Origin of the sequence: Pseudonocardia alaniniphila (assembly GCF_022524485.1) — a bacterium.
GTDB classification, from domain to species: Bacteria; Actinomycetota; Actinomycetes; order Mycobacteriales; family Pseudonocardiaceae; genus Pseudonocardia; species Pseudonocardia alaniniphila.
In genome coordinates this window covers 146,370-162,358 of record NZ_JAKXMK010000004.1, presented here as the reverse complement: position 1 = coordinate 162,358, position 15,989 = coordinate 146,370, and the positions used below count along the sequence as shown (strand labels likewise).

Annotated in this window: 15 protein-coding genes; 12 read left to right on the top strand and 3 right to left on the bottom strand. The window is 68.8% G+C overall.

Annotated features, from left to right (window positions below):
* Positions 1-20: 20 nt before the first annotated feature.
* Together MMF94_RS05530 and MMF94_RS05525 are read right to left on the bottom strand one after the other, a co-directional pair.
* Positions 21-1,202 carry an LLM class flavin-dependent oxidoreductase gene (locus MMF94_RS05530; protein WP_241035171.1) on the bottom strand — a complete coding sequence of 394 codons (1,182 nt, stop codon included), beginning with the start codon at positions 1,200-1,202 and terminating at the stop codon, positions 21-23.
* Between the two features lie 616 nt (positions 1,203-1,818).
* Complete coding sequence (locus tag MMF94_RS05525; RefSeq protein ID WP_241035380.1) at positions 1,819-2,433, bottom strand: ribonuclease H family protein; 615 nt, start codon at positions 2,431-2,433, stop codon at positions 1,819-1,821.
* Positions 2,434-3,518: 1,085 nt separating this feature from the next.
* Here MMF94_RS05525 and MMF94_RS05520 point away from each other — a divergent pair.
* From MMF94_RS05520 to MMF94_RS05475, 10 genes are all read left to right on the top strand, one after another.
* Positions 3,519-4,871, top strand: a complete 1,353-nt coding sequence (locus tag MMF94_RS05520) for an LLM class flavin-dependent oxidoreductase (RefSeq protein ID WP_241035170.1) — start codon at positions 3,519-3,521, stop codon at positions 4,869-4,871.
* A 251-nt stretch (positions 4,872-5,122) separates the two neighbouring features.
* Positions 5,123-5,356 carry a hypothetical protein gene (locus MMF94_RS05515; protein WP_241035169.1) on the top strand — a complete coding sequence of 78 codons (234 nt, stop codon included), beginning with the start codon at positions 5,123-5,125 and terminating at the stop codon, positions 5,354-5,356.
* Between the two features lie 13 nt (positions 5,357-5,369).
* The gene (gene frdA, locus MMF94_RS05510) at positions 5,370-7,109 is read left to right on the top strand and encodes a fumarate reductase (quinol) flavoprotein subunit (protein ID WP_241035168.1); all 1,740 of its coding nucleotides are present in this window, start codon (positions 5,370-5,372) and stop codon (positions 7,107-7,109) included.
* 4 nt (positions 7,110-7,113) lie between these two features.
* Entirely contained in the window at positions 7,114-7,857 is a 744-nt protein-coding gene (gene sdhB / locus MMF94_RS05505; protein ID WP_241035167.1) for a succinate dehydrogenase iron-sulfur subunit, read from the top strand.
* A complete protein-coding gene (locus tag MMF94_RS05500) occupies positions 7,854-8,270 on the top strand; it encodes a fumarate reductase subunit C (RefSeq protein ID WP_241035166.1) in 417 nt (138 codons plus the stop codon). The genes sdhB and MMF94_RS05500 overlap by 4 nt, the downstream gene beginning before the upstream one ends.
* A gap of 20 nt (positions 8,271-8,290) precedes the next feature.
* The gene (locus tag MMF94_RS05495; RefSeq protein ID WP_241035165.1) at positions 8,291-8,650 is read left to right on the top strand and encodes a fumarate reductase subunit D; all 360 of its coding nucleotides are present in this window, start codon (positions 8,291-8,293) and stop codon (positions 8,648-8,650) included.
* A 47-nt stretch (positions 8,651-8,697) separates the two neighbouring features.
* Entirely contained in the window at positions 8,698-9,831 is a 1,134-nt protein-coding gene (locus tag MMF94_RS05490) for an acyltransferase family protein (RefSeq protein WP_241035164.1), read from the top strand.
* Positions 9,832-9,983: 152 nt separating this feature from the next.
* The gene (locus MMF94_RS05485) at positions 9,984-11,462 is read left to right on the top strand and encodes a glutamate-cysteine ligase family protein (protein WP_241035163.1); all 1,479 of its coding nucleotides are present in this window, start codon (positions 9,984-9,986) and stop codon (positions 11,460-11,462) included.
* Positions 11,463-11,668: 206 nt separating this feature from the next.
* A complete protein-coding gene (locus MMF94_RS05480; RefSeq protein ID WP_241035162.1) occupies positions 11,669-12,289 on the top strand; it encodes an APC family permease in 621 nt (206 codons plus the stop codon).
* Complete coding sequence (locus MMF94_RS05475) at positions 12,172-12,996, top strand: APC family permease (protein WP_241035379.1); 825 nt, start codon at positions 12,172-12,174, stop codon at positions 12,994-12,996. Before MMF94_RS05480 ends, MMF94_RS05475 begins: the two co-directional genes overlap by 118 nt.
* Positions 12,997-13,088: 92 nt before the next feature.
* Here MMF94_RS05475 and bla read toward each other — a convergent pair whose 3' ends face one another.
* Positions 13,089-14,009 carry a class A beta-lactamase gene (bla, locus tag MMF94_RS05470; protein WP_241035161.1) on the bottom strand — a complete coding sequence of 307 codons (921 nt, stop codon included), beginning with the start codon at positions 14,007-14,009 and terminating at the stop codon, positions 13,089-13,091.
* A gap of 86 nt (positions 14,010-14,095) precedes the next feature.
* Between bla and MMF94_RS05465 the strand changes: the two genes are divergently transcribed.
* On the top strand, positions 14,096-14,962 hold the full coding sequence (locus tag MMF94_RS05465; protein WP_241035160.1) for a LysR family transcriptional regulator: 867 nt from the start codon (positions 14,096-14,098) through the stop codon (positions 14,960-14,962).
* Positions 14,963-14,964: 2 nt separating this feature from the next.
* The gene (locus MMF94_RS05460) at positions 14,965-15,864 is read left to right on the top strand and encodes a serine hydrolase (protein WP_379660266.1); all 900 of its coding nucleotides are present in this window, start codon (positions 14,965-14,967) and stop codon (positions 15,862-15,864) included.
* The last annotated feature ends 125 nt before the right edge of the window (positions 15,865-15,989 follow it).

Here is a 15,989-nt window from a genome sequence, read left to right as displayed (position 1 = left end):
GTGATCACACCATTCTCGGTTCACTGGCGCACCTGGACGTCATGGGCTTGCAGCGCGGGTAACACCTCCTTGGCGAATCGCCGAATTTGACTGAGAAACAGCTCCTGAGGCATCGCACCGCGGTTGAGGTTGACCAGCACCCGGCCCGCACCGGTGGCGTCGGCGTGGTCGATGATCCGCTGGGTGACCTCGTCCGCGGTGCCCCATGGCCACTGCTGCGCCCGCTGGGCGATGTCGTCGAGGGTCAGATTGCGGAAGTCGGCCCGCGCGCGCTGTGCAGCGGGGAGGTTCTCGGGCCGGACGTAGTCGAGCGACGAGTCGCTCACGTAGCCCGCCTTGCGCTGCAGGTCGTGTTCGGTGATGTTGCCATGGCTGAACAGTGTCTGGTTGAAGTAACGCAGGTACGGCCCCGCCTCGTCGATCGCCTGCTGCTTGCTGTCGGCCACGTACGGGCTCATCGAGAGGTGCACGTGCTCGGCGGTCCGCTCACGGCCGTGTTCGTGCAGGCAGTCGGTGTAGTGCCGGAGCACGTCCGCGCGCAGGCCGGGATGCTCCACGCCCGGCGTGATCGACACGTTGTTCCGGGCGGCCCACTCGATGGTCTCCTTGCTGCTGGTGACCGGAACCCAGATCGGCGGGTGCGGTTGCTGCACCGGGCGGGGCCAGATGGCGACGTCACGGCAGGACCAGAACTTCCCCTCGAAGGAGAAGACCTCCTCGGTCCACAACCCGCGGATGATCTCGGCAGCCTCTTCGAACCTGGGTCGCGACTCGGCCATCGGTACACCGAATACGGCGTGCTCGCGCGGAATTCCTCTCCCGAACCCGGCCACGATCCGCCCGTTGGACAGGCAGTCGAGCATCGCCAGTTCCTCGGCCAGCCGGATCGGGTCGTGCAGCGGCAGCAGGTTGGCGTAAATGTGCAGTTTCAGCCGCGTCGTTCGCTGCGCCGCGGATGCTGCGAGCAGGTTCGGCGAGTTCATCAACCCGTACGGAGAGGTGTGGTGCTCGTTGAACCCGACGCCGTCGTAACCAAGCCGATCGAGTTCCTCCCAGGCGTCGAGATGCTCCGCATAGGTGCGGACCGCAACCGCGGGATCGAAGTACCGCTTGGCCAGCGGCCATGGAAGCTCCCCATCGTCCTGCTTGAGGTGCTCGACGTGCTCTGCGTACGGCACCAGGTCGAAGACCACTACCTCCATGGCGCTGCTCCCAGCTGTGAGGTCTCGTCAGGGTTCATACGGGTCTGGAACTCCATACGCCCCCCTCTGCAAGTTGGACAACATGTACCGGTCAAGATCACCCTGATCACCGCACGATGTCGTCGATGGGCTAATCAATTTGTCTCGGAGCCGCCGGTGCAGTTGCTCCTCCGCGGTCGCCGGCGCTCGCCGGGCTCGGGCCCGCCCGTGCTGATCTCGATCTCCGGAACGTCGCACGTGATGGGCGTTTGCTCAGAGCGGCTGGAGCGATCAGCCGGTGCCACGCGGCAACCCGGTCGACTCCTGACGGTGGAGTCGAGGGGCGCCACATCGGTCGTTGTCACCTCGCGGTGTACGAGGGCGAGCAGGATGCGCACACCGGCTGGTGATCACGACGCTCGATCTGTTACGAGGCGTGTGGTCAGTGCGCGACTCCCCCTCGGACACACTCCTTGGTCACGCTCGTCGCGTTGCTGACGGAGGCGCTGTCGGCGGCCCCGACGCACCACGCGAGCTGACGGGCGAGCGGCGATCCGTGCGGCCGGATGGACGGCCGTCGTCACCATTGCCCTACCTGCGGGGCAACCAACGCATCGAGACGGGCGGCATGTGTCGCTCAGGCGACGGTGCGGGTCTGTTCCACGGCCAGCGCATCGACCAGGTCATTCATCTGGTCGCCCGAGTGGCCCTTCACCCAGCGGAACGACACGTCGCCGCGCTCGTTGAACAGCGTGACCAACGGCTCCCACAGGTCTCGGCTGACGACCGGCTTGCGGGCACTGGTGACCCATCCCCGGTCGAGCCACCCCCGCCACCAGCCATCGCGGAAGCAGTTCACGACGTAGGTCGAGTCGCTGACGACGACCAGCGGCCCGGACAGCGCGCGCACCGCCTCGAGTGCGGCCCGGATCTCCATGCGCTGGTTGGTGGTGGGCGTCTCCCCGCCGCTGCCCTGCCGCCCGTCCCGGGTGGCCCAAGCCCAGCCGCCCGGCCCGGGGTTGCCCGAGCACGCCCCGTCGGTCCACACCTCCAGCGCCCCTTCGGCTGCGGGCATCTCCGGCCGCTGGGTCGTGCGCTTCGGCCGGTTCGCCGTCGTCCTCGGTGCCGAGCCGGCCGCCTCCGGCGTCGCACAGGCAGCGTGTGCCCAGGCCGCACCGGACCGGCCGATCTCTTCGCCGGGACTGATGCGCGACGAGCAGACCTTGCATGTGGTGGCGTACTTGGCGGTCATCGGCACGCCGACCAGCCTAGTGAGCGCCGTCCGGGCCCCCCCGCCTGTTGCGGCTTCTTCGACGGATCGCCGTCAGGCTCCACAGAGCGGGCCTGTTCTGAGCTATTTCGACGGAATGACTGGCCTCACAACCGCGTGATCCGCTCGCGGCTACTCCGTCGCGCCGGCGACTCCGGGAATTATGTAAAAGCCCATCCCTTGGATCGGTCCGCTCTGCCGGAGTCATCGCCTGATCGGCGTCATGCTCCGCGCTCGTGTGGTACCAGCAGGAGCGTCGCCATGGCGGTCCCGAAGTCGATGTGCAGGCCCGCCGCGTCCGGTGGAGCCGTACTCGACGGCCGGCCCCCGGTCGGTCCAGATCGTGATCGCGGCAACTGCACCCGGGGCTGCCGGACATGCTCTCCGACGAGTCACCGCGTATTCGCAGCTCAATGATCGGGCTGTCCTACGATCTTCTCGCGATTGAGCCGCTTGATGACCTCCCAGCCGAGGATGCAACGAAATGAAGCGTGACGACAACGATATCGAGGACCTATCAAACGGAGCCAAAAACAATCTCCCCGAGGCTCCCCGACCAGCAAATCATGCTGAGATTGTAGAAGGAGTGGAGTCGCCGGTTACGGCGGTCTCGGGCCTGAGCAACCTCAGGCAAGGCGTGTGGTTAGCGCACAAGTCCCCTCTCGGACACAAGATCAAATCGATGACGAGGCACTTCACCTCTCCCGGGCAAGCACGTGGAGACCGAACAGCCTGCGGATGCGATCCGCGGTAGCCGGATGACAATCGCGGCCAGGTTGGCGAACTCGTGCGCGAACCTGACGCGGCGCAGATCACCGTCCGGGAGCGTCGTGTCGAGCAGGCGCCCCAGGTCGTCCTCGGTAGCGCGGCTCCGAGGAGACACCTCGCGTCAACGGGCATGGAGCAGCAAGCTGATCGACTTTCCGCCATCCGATTCGCGATCCGAGAGGGAGCCATAGAAACCATTCATGGTGATGATTTTCATTTTCTGTAGGCGTGGCGCGATCACGTCCGTACGGTCAAACGGATGCTGCGAATCGAGCGGCGAGTCTCCCGCTGGAGGAGTTATGGCCGATCAACTGCATCTGAACGCGTTCGTCTTCCCTGCCGGGCACCACGAGGCGGCGTGGCGCCATCCCTCGACCCAGCCGGAACGGATCCATGACGCCGACTACTTCCACCAGCTCGCCCGCACTGCCGAGGACGCGGCCTTCGACGCGGTGTTCGTGGCTGACATCCCCGCCCTCACCTCCAACGTGGCCTACAACGCCGTCGGCGGGCTGGAGCCGATCACACTGCTCGCCTCGATCGCCGCGGCGACCTCACGGATCGGGCTGATCGCAACCGCGTCGACCACCTACTACGAGCCCTACAACCTGGCACGCCTGTTCGCCTCGCTCGACCACCTGAGCAAGGGCCGAGCCGGCTGGAACGTCGTGACCACCGTTTCGGAGGTCGTCGCGGCCAACTACGGCCTCGACGTCCACCCCGATCCCACCGACCGCTACGCGAGGGCCAGCGAGTTCCTCGACGTGGTCACGAAGCTCTGGGACGGCTGGGATGAGGACGCGATCGTGCTCGACCGGGCCACCGGCCGGTTCGCCGACATCGAGCGGATCCACCCGGCCGACCACACCGGCCCCCTGTTCCATGTGCGGGGCCCACTGGACGTGCCACGCCCGCCGCAGGGCCGCCCGGTGCTGGTGCAGGCGGGTGCGTCGAACCAGGGACGCTCCTTCGCCGCCCGGTTCGCCGAGGCAATCTTCACCGCCCACCAGCGGCTGGTGGACGGCCAGGCGTTCTACGCCGACATCAAGGACCGGGCCACGCGGTTCGGCCGGGCCCCGTCCGAGATCGTGATCCTTCCCGGGATCTGCCCGTTCATCGGCGACACCGACACCGCGGCGCGCGAGCTGGAACGCGAGTTCAACGAGCTGACCGTGCCCGAGTACGGGCTGCGCCTGCTCGAACAGCTCACCGGCGTGCGGCTCTGCGAAGCCGCGCTGGACAAGCCCGTCCCGCAAGAACTGTTCCATGACGCCGGGGACGTCACCGACAACGCCCGGTCCCGGCTGCAGGTGGTCGCCGGGATCGTGCAACGGGAGCGGCCCACCGTCCGGCGACTGCTGCACCGGCTCGCGGGCGCCCGTGGCCACCTGGCCGTCACCGGCACCGCGGAGCAGGTAGCCGACACGATCGAGGAGTGGTTCCGAAACGGCGCCGCCGACGGATTCAACGTCATGCCGCCCTTCTACCCCGGCGGGCTCGAACTGTTCGCCTCCCGGGTCGTGCCGCTACTGCGCGAGCGCGGACTGTTCCGGGCGGAGTACACCGGAAGCACGCTGCGCGAGCACCTGGGGCTCTCCCGCCCACGCAGCCGCTTCGCGAACGAGGCGCACGTCACGGCGGCGGGGGCGTGAGCATCCTGCAACGCAACGCAACGCACGTGCTGGTGGGCGGTGGAGGCGGGCGCAGCGCTGTGCCAGAAAGGCAGTGACACGCCCTCGGGCTCACGCGACTACAAACGGCGACGCCGACGGGATTCGGGGTTGACTCGACTTCCCCGGAGCGGTGCCATGTGGGACGAACGCGTCATTCACGGCCGTTCACCCCCACCACGACCCTCGCGCCGCGTCTGGAGGCGATCGGCCCGGTAGCGAGGAGGTGCGTCGTGGTCGGCACGAGCACAGCCTTCACGAAGGAACGGGCGCCCTGCGGGAAGCAGGTGGGCGGAAGCCGTTACCACGAGGATGACGGCTCCGGCATCGTGTGCAACGACGTCAACTGGGCCTGCGGCTGCCGCGAGATCGTGCACGAGTTCCACGACGGCAGCTGCCGGACCCGCATCGTCCGGCACGACGGCCGGATGCTGCTGAACCAGCTGTCCGCCGAGCACGCCGAGTAGCCGAGGACGGACCATGGCGGACCACGACGTGGTGGTTGTGGGAGGCGGTGGCGCCGGGCTGCGGGCGGCCGTCGCGATCATGGAGACCGACCCGCGGCTGGACGTCGCGGTCGTGTCGAAGGTCTACCCGATGCGCAGCCACACCGTCTCGGCCGAGGGCGGCGCCGCGGCCGTGATCGCCGCCGACGACTCGCTGGACGAGCACGCGTACGACACGGTCTCGGGGAGCGACTGGCTCTGTGACCAGGACGCTGTCGAGGCGTTCGTGCGGGAGGCGCCGCTCGAGCTGCTGCAGCTCGAACACTGGGGCTGCCCGTGGAGCCGCCGGCCCGACGGGGAGATCGCGGTCCGCGCCTTCGGCGGTATGAAGAAGATGCGCACCTGGTTCGCCGCCGACAAGACCGGCTTCCACCTGCTGCACACGCTGTTCCAGACCTCGCTGCGGTACGAGCGGATCACGCGCTACGACGAGTGGTACGTGACCACGTTGCTGGTCGACGAGAACCGGGTACACGGCGTGGTCGCCGTCGAGCTGGCGAGCGGGCTGATCGAGGCCATCACCGGGCGAGCCGTGATCCTGTGCACGGGCGGGTGCGGGCGGGTCTTCCCGTTCACGACCAACGGCAACATCAAGACCGGTGACGGGATGGCGCTGGCCTACCGTGCAGGCGCGCCGCTGAAGGACATGGAGTTCGTCCAGTACCACCCGACCGGCCTGCCGTTCACCGGAATCCTCATCACCGAGGCGGCCCGGGCCGAAGGCGGCTGGCTGCTGAACAAGGACGGCTACCGCTACCTACAGGACTACGACCTCGGGACGCCGTCGCCCACACCGGTGCTGCGCAGCATGGAACTCGGCCCGCGCGATCGCCTGTCCCAGGCGTTCGTCCACGAGCAGGAGAAGGGCAACACGGTCGACACCCCGTACGGGCCGGTGGTGTACCTCGACCTGCGCCACCTCGGCCCGGAGGTGATCGACGCCAAGCTGCCCTTCGTGCGCGAGCTGTGCCTGCAGTACGAGCGCATCGACCCCGTCCACGACCTCATCCCGGTCCGGCCGGTGCAGCACTACATGATGGGCGGCGTCCACACCGACCTCGACGGCGCCACCGGACTCCAGGGGCTGTACGCGGCCGGCGAGGTGGCGTGCGTGAGCATCAACGGCGCCAACCGCCTGGGCTCCAACTCGCTCCCCGAACTGTTCGTGTTCGGCCGACGCGCCGGCATCGCGGCCGCCGAGTTCGCCGCAGCGCAGCCCACCGGCCCCCCGCGGGCCGTGCAGACGCAGGCCGCCGACGAACGCCGCCGGCTGGAACGCGACCTGCTCACCTCACGCGACGGCCGGGAGCGGATGGCCGACGTTCGCACCGACATGCAGCAGACCCTGGAGGGCTGCGCCGGGATCTTCCGGGACGCCGGGGCACTCCTGTCCGGCGCCGCGAAGCTCCAGGAGCTGCGGGAGCGGTACGCCAAGGCCGTCGTCGAGGACGACAGCAGGGCCTTCAACACGGAGCTGGTCGCCGCGCTCGAGCTGGGTTTCATGCTCGACGTCGCCGAGACGATCGTGGCCTGCGCGATGCGGCGCGAGGAGTCGCGCGGCGCCCACCAGCGCACGGACTTCCCGCGGCGCGACGACGCCCGGTTCCTGGCGCACTCGCTGGTCACCCGCGACCCGACCGGAGCGCCGAGCGTCTCGTACCTGCCCGTCACGATCACCCGCTGGCCGCCGGGCGAGCGGGTCTACGGGAGGTGATGGCGTGGCCGACACGATCACCCTGCAGGTCACTCGCTACCGGCCGGACATCGACGACGCACCGCGCCTGCAGGACTACGAGGTCCCGCTGCGCGAGGAATGGGCGGTCCTCGACGCGTTGAACCACATCAAGGACCGGATCGACGGCACCCTGTCGTTCCGCTGGTCGTGCCGGATGGGAATCTGCGGCAGCTGCGGCATGACGGTGGACGGCGACCCGGCACTGACGTGCGGCACGTTCCTCGTCGATCACGCGCCTGGCCCGGTGCGCGTCGAGCCGCTGGCGAACTTCCCCGTCGTCCGCGACCTCGTGGTCGACATCGGCGACTTCATGCGCAAGCTGCCCACGGTGAGACCGTGGCTGGTTCGGGACGACGAGCCCGCGGTGGACGACGTCGAGTTCCTGCAGACGCCCGCGCAGCTCGACGAGTACAAGCAGTTCAGCATGTGCATCAACTGCATGCTCTGCTACTCCGCGTGCCCGGTGTACGGGATCGAACCGGACTTCCTCGGCCCGGCGGCGATCGCTCTCGCCCAGCGCTACAACCTCGACTCGCGTGACCAGGGCGCCCACCAGCGGCTGGACGTGCTCGCCGGCGCGGACGGGATCTGGGCCTGCACCTACGTCGGCGAGTGCACGACCGCCTGTCCCAAGGGCGTGGACCCGGCGGGCGCCATCCAGCGCTACAAGCTGACCGCCGCGACGAGGACGTTGCGGTCCCTGCTGATGCCGTGGGCCCGGCGATGAGCGAGCAGACGACGAACACCGCGCGAGCCGGGCCCTACCGGCCGCGAACCGACCTGTTGTGGTGGGTGCACCGCCGGTCGTACGTGCTGTTCGTGCTGCGCGAGCTGTCCAGCCTGTTCGTGGCCTGGTTCGTGGTGTACCTCGTGCTGCTGGTCGCCGCCGTCCACGGTGGCAGCAGCTCCTACGAGCGTTTCCTCGCGTGGAGCAGCCGCCCGTGGATGGTGGCGCTCAACGTCGTCGCGCTGGCCTTCGTGGTGCTGCACGCGGTCACCTGGTTCACGCTCGCACCGAAGGCGATGGCGGTGCGGTTGCGGGGACGGCGTCTCCCTGCCCGAATGGTCGCCGCCGGCCACTTCGCCGCGTGGGCGGTGCTGTCGGCCGTTCTGGCGTGGATCGTGCTGGACGGGTGGTGACGACCCGGATGACGACCCGGATGACGACGCAGTCGAAACGCTCGACGTCGGACGCGCTGGCGTGGCTCCTGTTCAGCGCCGGCGGCGTGATGTCGGCGCTGTTCGCCCCCGTACTGCTGCTGCTCTTCGGGGTCGTCTTTCCGCTGGGGCTGCTGGCCCCACCCGGCCACGCCCACCTGTCGGCCGTGCTGGACCACCCGCTCAGCCGGCTCGTGCTGCTCGTGCTGTGCGTGCTCGCACTGCTGCACTGGGCCCACCGGTTCCGGTATGTCCTCGCCGAAGGCCTGCAGCTCACACGGTTGCGCGGGCTGATCACCCTGCTGTGCTACGGCGCGGTGATCATCGGCTCCGGCTGGGCTGCGGACGTGTTGTTCAGATGATCGATCCGGGCTCCGATCGGAGGGTCGGTGCGACCACTCGGCCCGCCGTGCCGACACCGGTCACGGTGAGCCGGGCCCTCGACCGCCTCGTCGCCGCGACCCCCGCTGTGCGCGATCGCACGGTCGACCTGCTGCGGGCGTTCAGCATCGCGGTGGTCGTCGTCTGGCACTGGGCGCTGGCGGTCACCCACGAGCAGGGCGGCCGGTACGTCATGTCGAACCCGATCGACACCGTGCCACTCGCCTGGCTCGCCACCTGGTTGCTCCAGGTCATGCCGCTGTTCTTCCTGGTCGGCGGATTCGCCGACCTCGCAGCATGGGACCGCGCCGAGGGCCGCCCATGGGTGTTCCTGCGCCGGCGCCTGATCCGGCTGCTACGCCCGGCAGCGGTGTTCGTCACGGTCTGGACGGTGGCGGAAGCCCTTCTGCAGAGCGCGGTGCCGACCTACCCGGGTGTCGGCGCCTACGCCCAGATCGTCATCACTCCCCTGTGGTTCCTGGCCGCCTATCTGTGGGTGGTGCTGCTGGTGCCGTTGACCGCCGCGGCGCACCGGCGGGCGGCCATTCCTGCCGTGGCCCTGCTCGGCGCCGCCGTGGTCGCGGTCGACGTGGCACGATTCGGAGCCGGGTTTGCCGCTCTCGGTGCCGTCAACACCGCGCTGGTGTGGGTGTTCGTGCACCAGCTCGGCTACCTGTGGCGCGACGGAATGCTCGCGCCGGTGCACCGGCGCTGTGCGCTGGCCGCTGCCGGCCTCGGCGGTCTCGTCGTCGTGGCCGCTCTCGACGTCTACCCGCGCTCGATGGTCGCCATCGTGGGCGACGAGCTCAGCCACATGTACCCGACCACCGCGGGCATCGCGGCGCTGGCGGTGTTCCAGCTCGGCGTGGTGCTGCTGCTGTACCCGATACTGGCTCGCTGGATGCAACGGCGGCGGGTGTGGAAGGGCGTGGTCGCGGTCAACGCCGTGGCCGTGACGATCTTCCTCTGGCACCCGACTGCGCTGCTCCTGACACTCGGGGCCGTCCAGGCCGCCGGGCTGCCGATCCACTCCGCGCCCACCGCAGCATGGTGGGCGCAGCGCCCGTTGTGGCTGCTGGGGCCCGTCCTCGTACTCGTCGGGCTGGTCGCGCTGTTCGCCCGCGCCGAACGCCGTCCTGCCGAAGGAACGAGAGAGCCGTGACCTGAGAACAGCGCGAGGCCGAATCACCCACCGTGGCAGCAGTGGACGACGTCGTGCTGAGGCTCGGTGCAGCACCGGGCGGTCGGCTCGCTCGGCGACGCGGGAAATGCGAGGCTGAGCAGCCACGAGGTGGTGACGGCAAGGAGGTCGTCATGGGCGAGAAGGTCGCGGCAACGCGGTTCACCCGTGCAGACCGCACCCGGTACCGGCAGAAGGTGCGGCACTGCCTCGACGCATTCGAGCGCATGCTGCGCGAGTCGCGGTTCGACTCCGACCGACCGATGACCGGGCTGGAGATCGAGCTCAACCTCGTCGACGACGCCGGCAATCCGACGATGCGCAATGCCGAGGTGCTCGGGGCAATCGCCAATCCTGACATCCAGACCGAGCTGGGCCAGTTCAACATCGAGTTCAACGTGCCGCCGCAGACACTGGCCGGCACCTCGCTGGTCACGCTCGAGGAGACGCTGCGCGCCAACCTCAACCACGCCGAGGCAAGCGCCCGCGGGGTCGGCGCCAAGCTCATGATGATCGGCATCCTGCCCACCTTGATGAACGAGCACCTGTCCGTCGACGCGCTCACCGCGAACCCGCGCTACAAGCTGCTCAACGAGCAGATCTTCGCCGCCCGCGGCGAGGACATCTGGCTGGACATCGACGGTGACGAGCGATTGCGCGCATGCTCGGACTCGATTGCCCCGGAAGCGGCCTGCACCAGCGTGCAGTGCCACTTGCAGGTCAGCCCGGAGACCTTCGCGGCGTACTGGAACGCGGCCCAAGCCATCGCCGGCGTGCAGATGGCGATGGGCGCGAACTCGCCGTTCCTGTTCGGCAGGCAGCTCTGGCGGGAGACCCGGATCGCGCTGTTCGATCAGGCCACCGACACGCGCTCGGAAGAGCTCAAGGCGCAGGGTGTGCGGCCCAGGGTCTGGTTCGGCGAACGCTGGATCACCTCGGTGTCCGACCTGCTCGATGAGAACGTGCACTACTTCCCGGCGCTGCTGCCGATCTGCGGCGACGAGGACCCGCTGCAGGTGCTCGAATCCGGCGGCGTGCCGTCGCTGGCCGAGCTGCGCCTGCACAACGGCACCGTCTACCGGTGGAACCGACCGGTTTACGACGTGGTCGGCGACCTGCCGCATCTGCGGGTGGAGAACCGGGTGCTGCCGGCCGGCCCGACCGTTGTCGACATGCTGGCGAACGCCGCCCTCTACTACGGGCTGGTCAAGGTGCTGGCCGAGGACGAGCCACCGGTGTGGTCGCGGATGTCGTTCATGATGGCCAAGGAGAACTTCCACGCCGGCGCCAAGCAGGGCATCGAGGCGCGCATGTTCTGGCCGGGAATCGGCGACGTGCCCGCCAGCGAGCTCGTGCTGCGCCAGCTGCTGCCGATGGCCGCCGAGGGGCTGTCCCGCTTGGGCGTCGACTCGGCGGTGTCCGACCGCCTGCTCGGGGTGGTGGAGCAGCGCTGCCTGACCTACCGCAACGGGGCGGAGTGGCAGGTGGAGACCGTGCGCGCGCTCGAAGCCGAGCAGAACCTGAGTCGGCAGGACGCACTGCGCCGAATGGCGCTCAGCTACACCGAGCACATGCACAGCAACGAGCCGGTGCACACGTGGCCGGTGGGTTGAGCTACGACGTCGGCGGCGGCGCTCCGGTGCCGAGCGCGTGTCCTGCCGGCAGGCGGAAGGTGAACACGACGGACACATCCACTCCGCCGGAGATTCCCTTATTCAAGCTGATACCGCGAACTACGTCCTGGACCACGACACCCAAGCCCTTCAGCCGATCATCCACATTCCCAAATTGACCGCGAAAAGCCTGCTAGGCTGCGTCGATGACGACCGACGACACATCGGAGCCGCATCCCGCGTCGTCGTCCACGAAGCAGATGACCGTTCTCGGTGCGGCCTTCCTCGGCGTGGGCGCAATGGTCGGCGCCGGCATATTCGCACTCCTCGGCCAGGCAGGCGTTGTCGCCGGATCGGCGGTGTGGCTGTCGTTCCTGCTCGCCGGACTGATCGCGAGCCTGCTGGGCTATATGGTCGTCAAGCTGGGCGTCCGTTATCCGTCGCGCGGCGGCTTCATCGCCTACTTGGTCGAGGCGTTCGGCAACGGCCGGGTGGTCGGCATCACCTCGTGGTTGCTCTATTTCGTGCTGCTGATCGTGACCGCCATGGTGGCCGTGGCCTTCGGCGCCTACGGCAGCTGGTTGTTCTTCGGCGACGCCGCACCCGGTTATTGGGACAAGATCCTCGCCTCCGCCATCGTCGTCGTGATGGCGGTGATCAACCTCTACGGCGCGAAATGGTGGCGAGAGCGCAGTCGATCATCGTCTGGATCCTGCTGGCCGTCTTCGTCGGCTTCGTCGCAGTCACGCTGTCGCAGCTCGACCCCACATTGCTCGCGCCATCCGGGTACCCCCCTTGGGAGAAGATCGTCGCGAGCATTGCGCTGACGTTCTTCGCATACCTCGGGTTCTCGGTGGTCACCTTCACGGCAGGCAGCCTGCCCAACCCCGCCCGGATGCTGCCCCAGGCCATGTACCTCGCCCTGGGAATCACGACCGCCCTGTATGTGCTCGTCAGCCTCGGCGTGTTCGGCACGCTGACCGTCGATGAAGTGATCATGCACGGGGACACCGCACTGGCCGAGGCGGCGCGCCCCGTGCTCGGCACCACCGGTTTCGTGATCATGGCGATCGCGGCGCTGCTCGCGACCGCGTCATCGGTGAACTCCATGATCTTCGCCGCCGGGAACCTCACGCTCACGTTGTCCGAGCTCAAGCAGTTCCCGCCGGTCTTCGGGCAGCCCGGTCACTTTGGAGGCACGCGTGGCATACCGATCACGGTTGTACTCGTCCTGATCTTCGCGAATGTGTTCGATCTCGGTGCGATCGCCTCGATCGGCAGCGCGGTGGCGCTCGTCGTCTTCCTCGTGGTCGGTCTCGCCGCTCTGCGGCTGCGCGCCGAGACGGGTTCGAACGCCTGGCTGATCACCATCACGATGCTCGCCACCTGCTTCGTGCTGGTTCTGTTCGCCATCGACACCGCCCGCAACGCGCCACAGACGTTCACAGCGATGACCGTGCTCGTGCTGCTCGCCGTGGTCCTCGACTTCGTCTGGAAGCGCGTCCGAGCCAGGGCACCGGATACCGCCCGATGAAGAGGGCGGCCACCCCGATTCAGGCGTGGTCATCCCGGCGAGACCCAGCAGGCACGGCCTCGTGGTGACTGTGTCGCTGCCGGGCGAGCCCGTCAGGCAAGCCTGCCCACGACATTGGCGGCGGCTTCGGCGAGCAGCGCCTCGTCGTACTCGGCGTCCTTGCCGGCCTTGCTGGACATGATCGCGATGACGAGTGGCGCGGCGTTCGGAGGCCACACGACCGCGATGTCGTTGGCCGTGCCGTAGTCACCGGTCCCGGTCTTGTCGGCCACGGCCCACCCCTGCGGCAGGCCGGCCCGGATGCGCTTGGCACCGGTGACGTTGCGTTCCAGCAGATCGCGGAGGAAGGCGAGCTTGTCGGGCGGCAGGGCGTCACCCAGCACGATCTGGTGGAAGTCGGTGCCGATCGCGCGGGGAGACGTGGTGTCGCGGGGATCTCCCGGGGTGGCTTCCGTGATCGTCGGCTCGATCCGGTCCATCCGGGTCACCGTGTCGCCGAGGCTCCGCACGTACGCCGTCAGCTCGGCCGGACCGCCGAGATCGCGGAGCAGCAGATTGCCCGCGGTGCCGTCGCTGTAGCGGACCGCGGCGTCACACAGTTCCCGGATCGTCATCCCGGTGGCCACGGAGCGCCTGGTGAAGGCCGAGCTCGCCATGAGGTCGGCTTCGGTGTAGGTGACGCGGGTGTCCAGATGCGACAGCGGGTTGCGGTGCAGGACGGCCGCCGCCGCCAGTGCCTTGAACGTCGAGCAGAACGCGAACCGCTCGTCGGCTCGGTGGGCGATGGTGGCGCCGCTGCCCGTGGCAAGGGCGTACACCCCGAGACGTGCGTCGAACTTTCGTTCCAGCTCGAGCAGTTGACCGTAGGTCACGGCAGGAGCGGGCGTGCCCGATGGGGCGGTGGGGCGAGATGACGGCAGGGTTGTCGCCGGCGCGCCCTGCGCACATCCGGCCAGCGGTAGCAGTGCTACGAAGCCGAGGAAGGCACGGCGGGAAACCTGTGATCGCGTCATGGCAAGGGAGCTTCGTATCCGACCGTGGATGCCGTCCAAGACAGAAAGGCGAGAACCAATGCTGATCCGGCATACACTCGCCGACCGTGGATCTTGTCGGGGCGTGCAAAGCGTTCGTCGCCGTCAGCGGCTACAACAGCTTCACGGTCGGGGCGTCCGCGGCGCGGATCCCGCAGTCCGTCGCGAGCCGGCGCGTTGCCGCGCTCGAGAAGCACCTCGGGGCCCGGCTGTTCACCAGGTCCTCGCGGACCGTCGTGCTGACTGCGTTCGGCCGGGAGATGCTGCGGCCGGCCCGCCGCCTGGTCGAACTGGCGGAGACGATGGAGCACGACGCGGAACGCGCCAGGTTGCGGCCCTTCCGGTTGGCCGTACCCGCGATCTGCATGCCACGCCTGCTGGCCGGGCTCGTCGCCGAGGCGCGACGGCACGACCTGAACCTCGACCTGTACCCGGCCGAGCCCGTCGAGCGCGCGGAGCTCGTCCGCACCCTCGAGGTACGGGCAGCGCTCGTCGCGGTGCCGGCCGACGAAGGCGTCTGGCGGGTGCCGTTGGGGCTCGCCGGCCATGCCGACCCGGGGGACGCCACGGCGATCTACATCGAGACGCTGCGGGCCGGCCGCGCCGAACGGGGCACGCGCCGGCGGCGGGTCTGGCTCCAACCGGAGGACGACGTGCCCCACGTACGTGACCGCGTCACCCGCCTGCGGGACTCCGTCGGGCTGCAACCCGCGCAGGTGGTCGTCACGGACTCGCTCGTCGCCGCAACGGCCGAGGTGCTCGGCTCCACCGACGTCCTGCTCTGCTCCCGGAGCCAGGCGGACGAACTCGGCCTGTACTGGCGGCCCGTCGGCGAGATGCCGCTGGCCCGCGGCTACGACGTCGCGGCCGGGCTACGCGACGAGGTCCAGCAGATCCGTGCCCTGCCCGTGCTCGCACGCTGCCTCGGCGCGTAGCGATGGGGATGACCACGGTCCTGCGGGAGACCCGGGAAGCGCTCGACGACGGCGGGCTGCGCGGGTCGTTCCTCGTCCGCGACCTCGACACCGGCGACGAGATCGGACTCGACGCCGAGGTGGTGTATCCGGTCGCGTCGCTGGTCAAGGTGCCGCTCGCGGTCGCGACGCTCGAGCGCGTCGCCCGGCACGAGCTCGACGCGGCCACACCCATCGAGGTTCGGCCGGGCCGGATGACGGTGCCGGGACCAACCGGGCTGGCCAGGTTCCGCCACCCGGCCACCATCGCACTGGACGACCTGCTCTACCTCGCGATGGCGATCAGCGACAGCACCGCGGCCGACGCCCTGTTCGCACTCACCCCACCTGCGGCGGTCACCGCGGAGCTGCGCCGGCTCGGCCACGACGGCATCGTGGTCCGCCACCTCATGCGAGATCTCACCGACACCCCGGCCGAGCGGTTCACCCCGGCGGAAGGGCACCTCGCCCACTCACTGGCCATCGCCGGCACGACGGCGGGCCGCGGCCACCCGGTGCCCCAGCTCGACATCAGCCTCGCCAACTCCGGGTCCGCCCGGTCCTTCGTGGACCTGCTCGCCGGACTGTGGCGACCGACGACCATCCAAGCCCCGGTCGCCACGCGGGTCCGCGAGCTGATGAGCTACAACATGGTGCGACAACGGCTGGCCCCCGACTTCAGCTCCGACGCGTCCCGATGGTCGTCGAAGACCGGAACCCTGCTGAACCTGCGGCACGAGGTCGGGGTCGTGGAGCACGCCGACGGCCAGACGTTCGCCATCGCGGCCCTTACCGAGTCGCGAGTACCGGCGGTCCTGCAACCCGGGGCAGAGGCGTTGATGGCACACGTCGCCAGAACCCTCCGCGACCAACTCCGGATGTAGTGAGCGATCCGGGGCGAACGGAAGAGAATATTCGCCAATTCACGACACCATTCGATCCCCGTCGCGGCACGGTGGAGCATCCACGTCGAAGAAGCTACCCTCCATCCAGCGGAAGAAGATCATGG

Excerpts from the sequence above, each read along its gene's own strand:
- MMF94_RS05530 (WP_241035171.1), bottom strand. The coding sequence starts at position 1,202 with ATGGAGGTAGTGGTCTTCGACCTGGTGCCGTACGCAGAGCACGTCGAG.
- MMF94_RS05525 (WP_241035380.1), bottom strand. The coding sequence starts at position 2,433 with ATGACCGCCAAGTACGCCACCACATGCAAGGTCTGCTCGTCGCGCATC.
- MMF94_RS05520 (WP_241035170.1), top strand. The coding sequence starts at position 3,519 with ATGGCCGATCAACTGCATCTGAACGCGTTCGTCTTCCCTGCCGGGCAC.
- frdA (WP_241035168.1), top strand. The coding sequence starts at position 5,370 with ATGGCGGACCACGACGTGGTGGTTGTGGGAGGCGGTGGCGCCGGGCTG.
- MMF94_RS05500 (WP_241035166.1), top strand. The coding sequence starts at position 7,854 with ATGAGCGAGCAGACGACGAACACCGCGCGAGCCGGGCCCTACCGGCCG.
- MMF94_RS05495 (WP_241035165.1), top strand. The coding sequence starts at position 8,291 with ATGACGACGCAGTCGAAACGCTCGACGTCGGACGCGCTGGCGTGGCTC.
- MMF94_RS05485 (WP_241035163.1), top strand. The coding sequence starts at position 9,984 with ATGGGCGAGAAGGTCGCGGCAACGCGGTTCACCCGTGCAGACCGCACC.
- MMF94_RS05480 (WP_241035162.1), top strand. The coding sequence starts at position 11,669 with ATGACGACCGACGACACATCGGAGCCGCATCCCGCGTCGTCGTCCACG.
- bla (WP_241035161.1), bottom strand. The coding sequence starts at position 14,009 with ATGACGCGATCACAGGTTTCCCGCCGTGCCTTCCTCGGCTTCGTAGCA.
- MMF94_RS05460 (WP_379660266.1), top strand. The coding sequence starts at position 14,965 with ATGGGGATGACCACGGTCCTGCGGGAGACCCGGGAAGCGCTCGACGAC.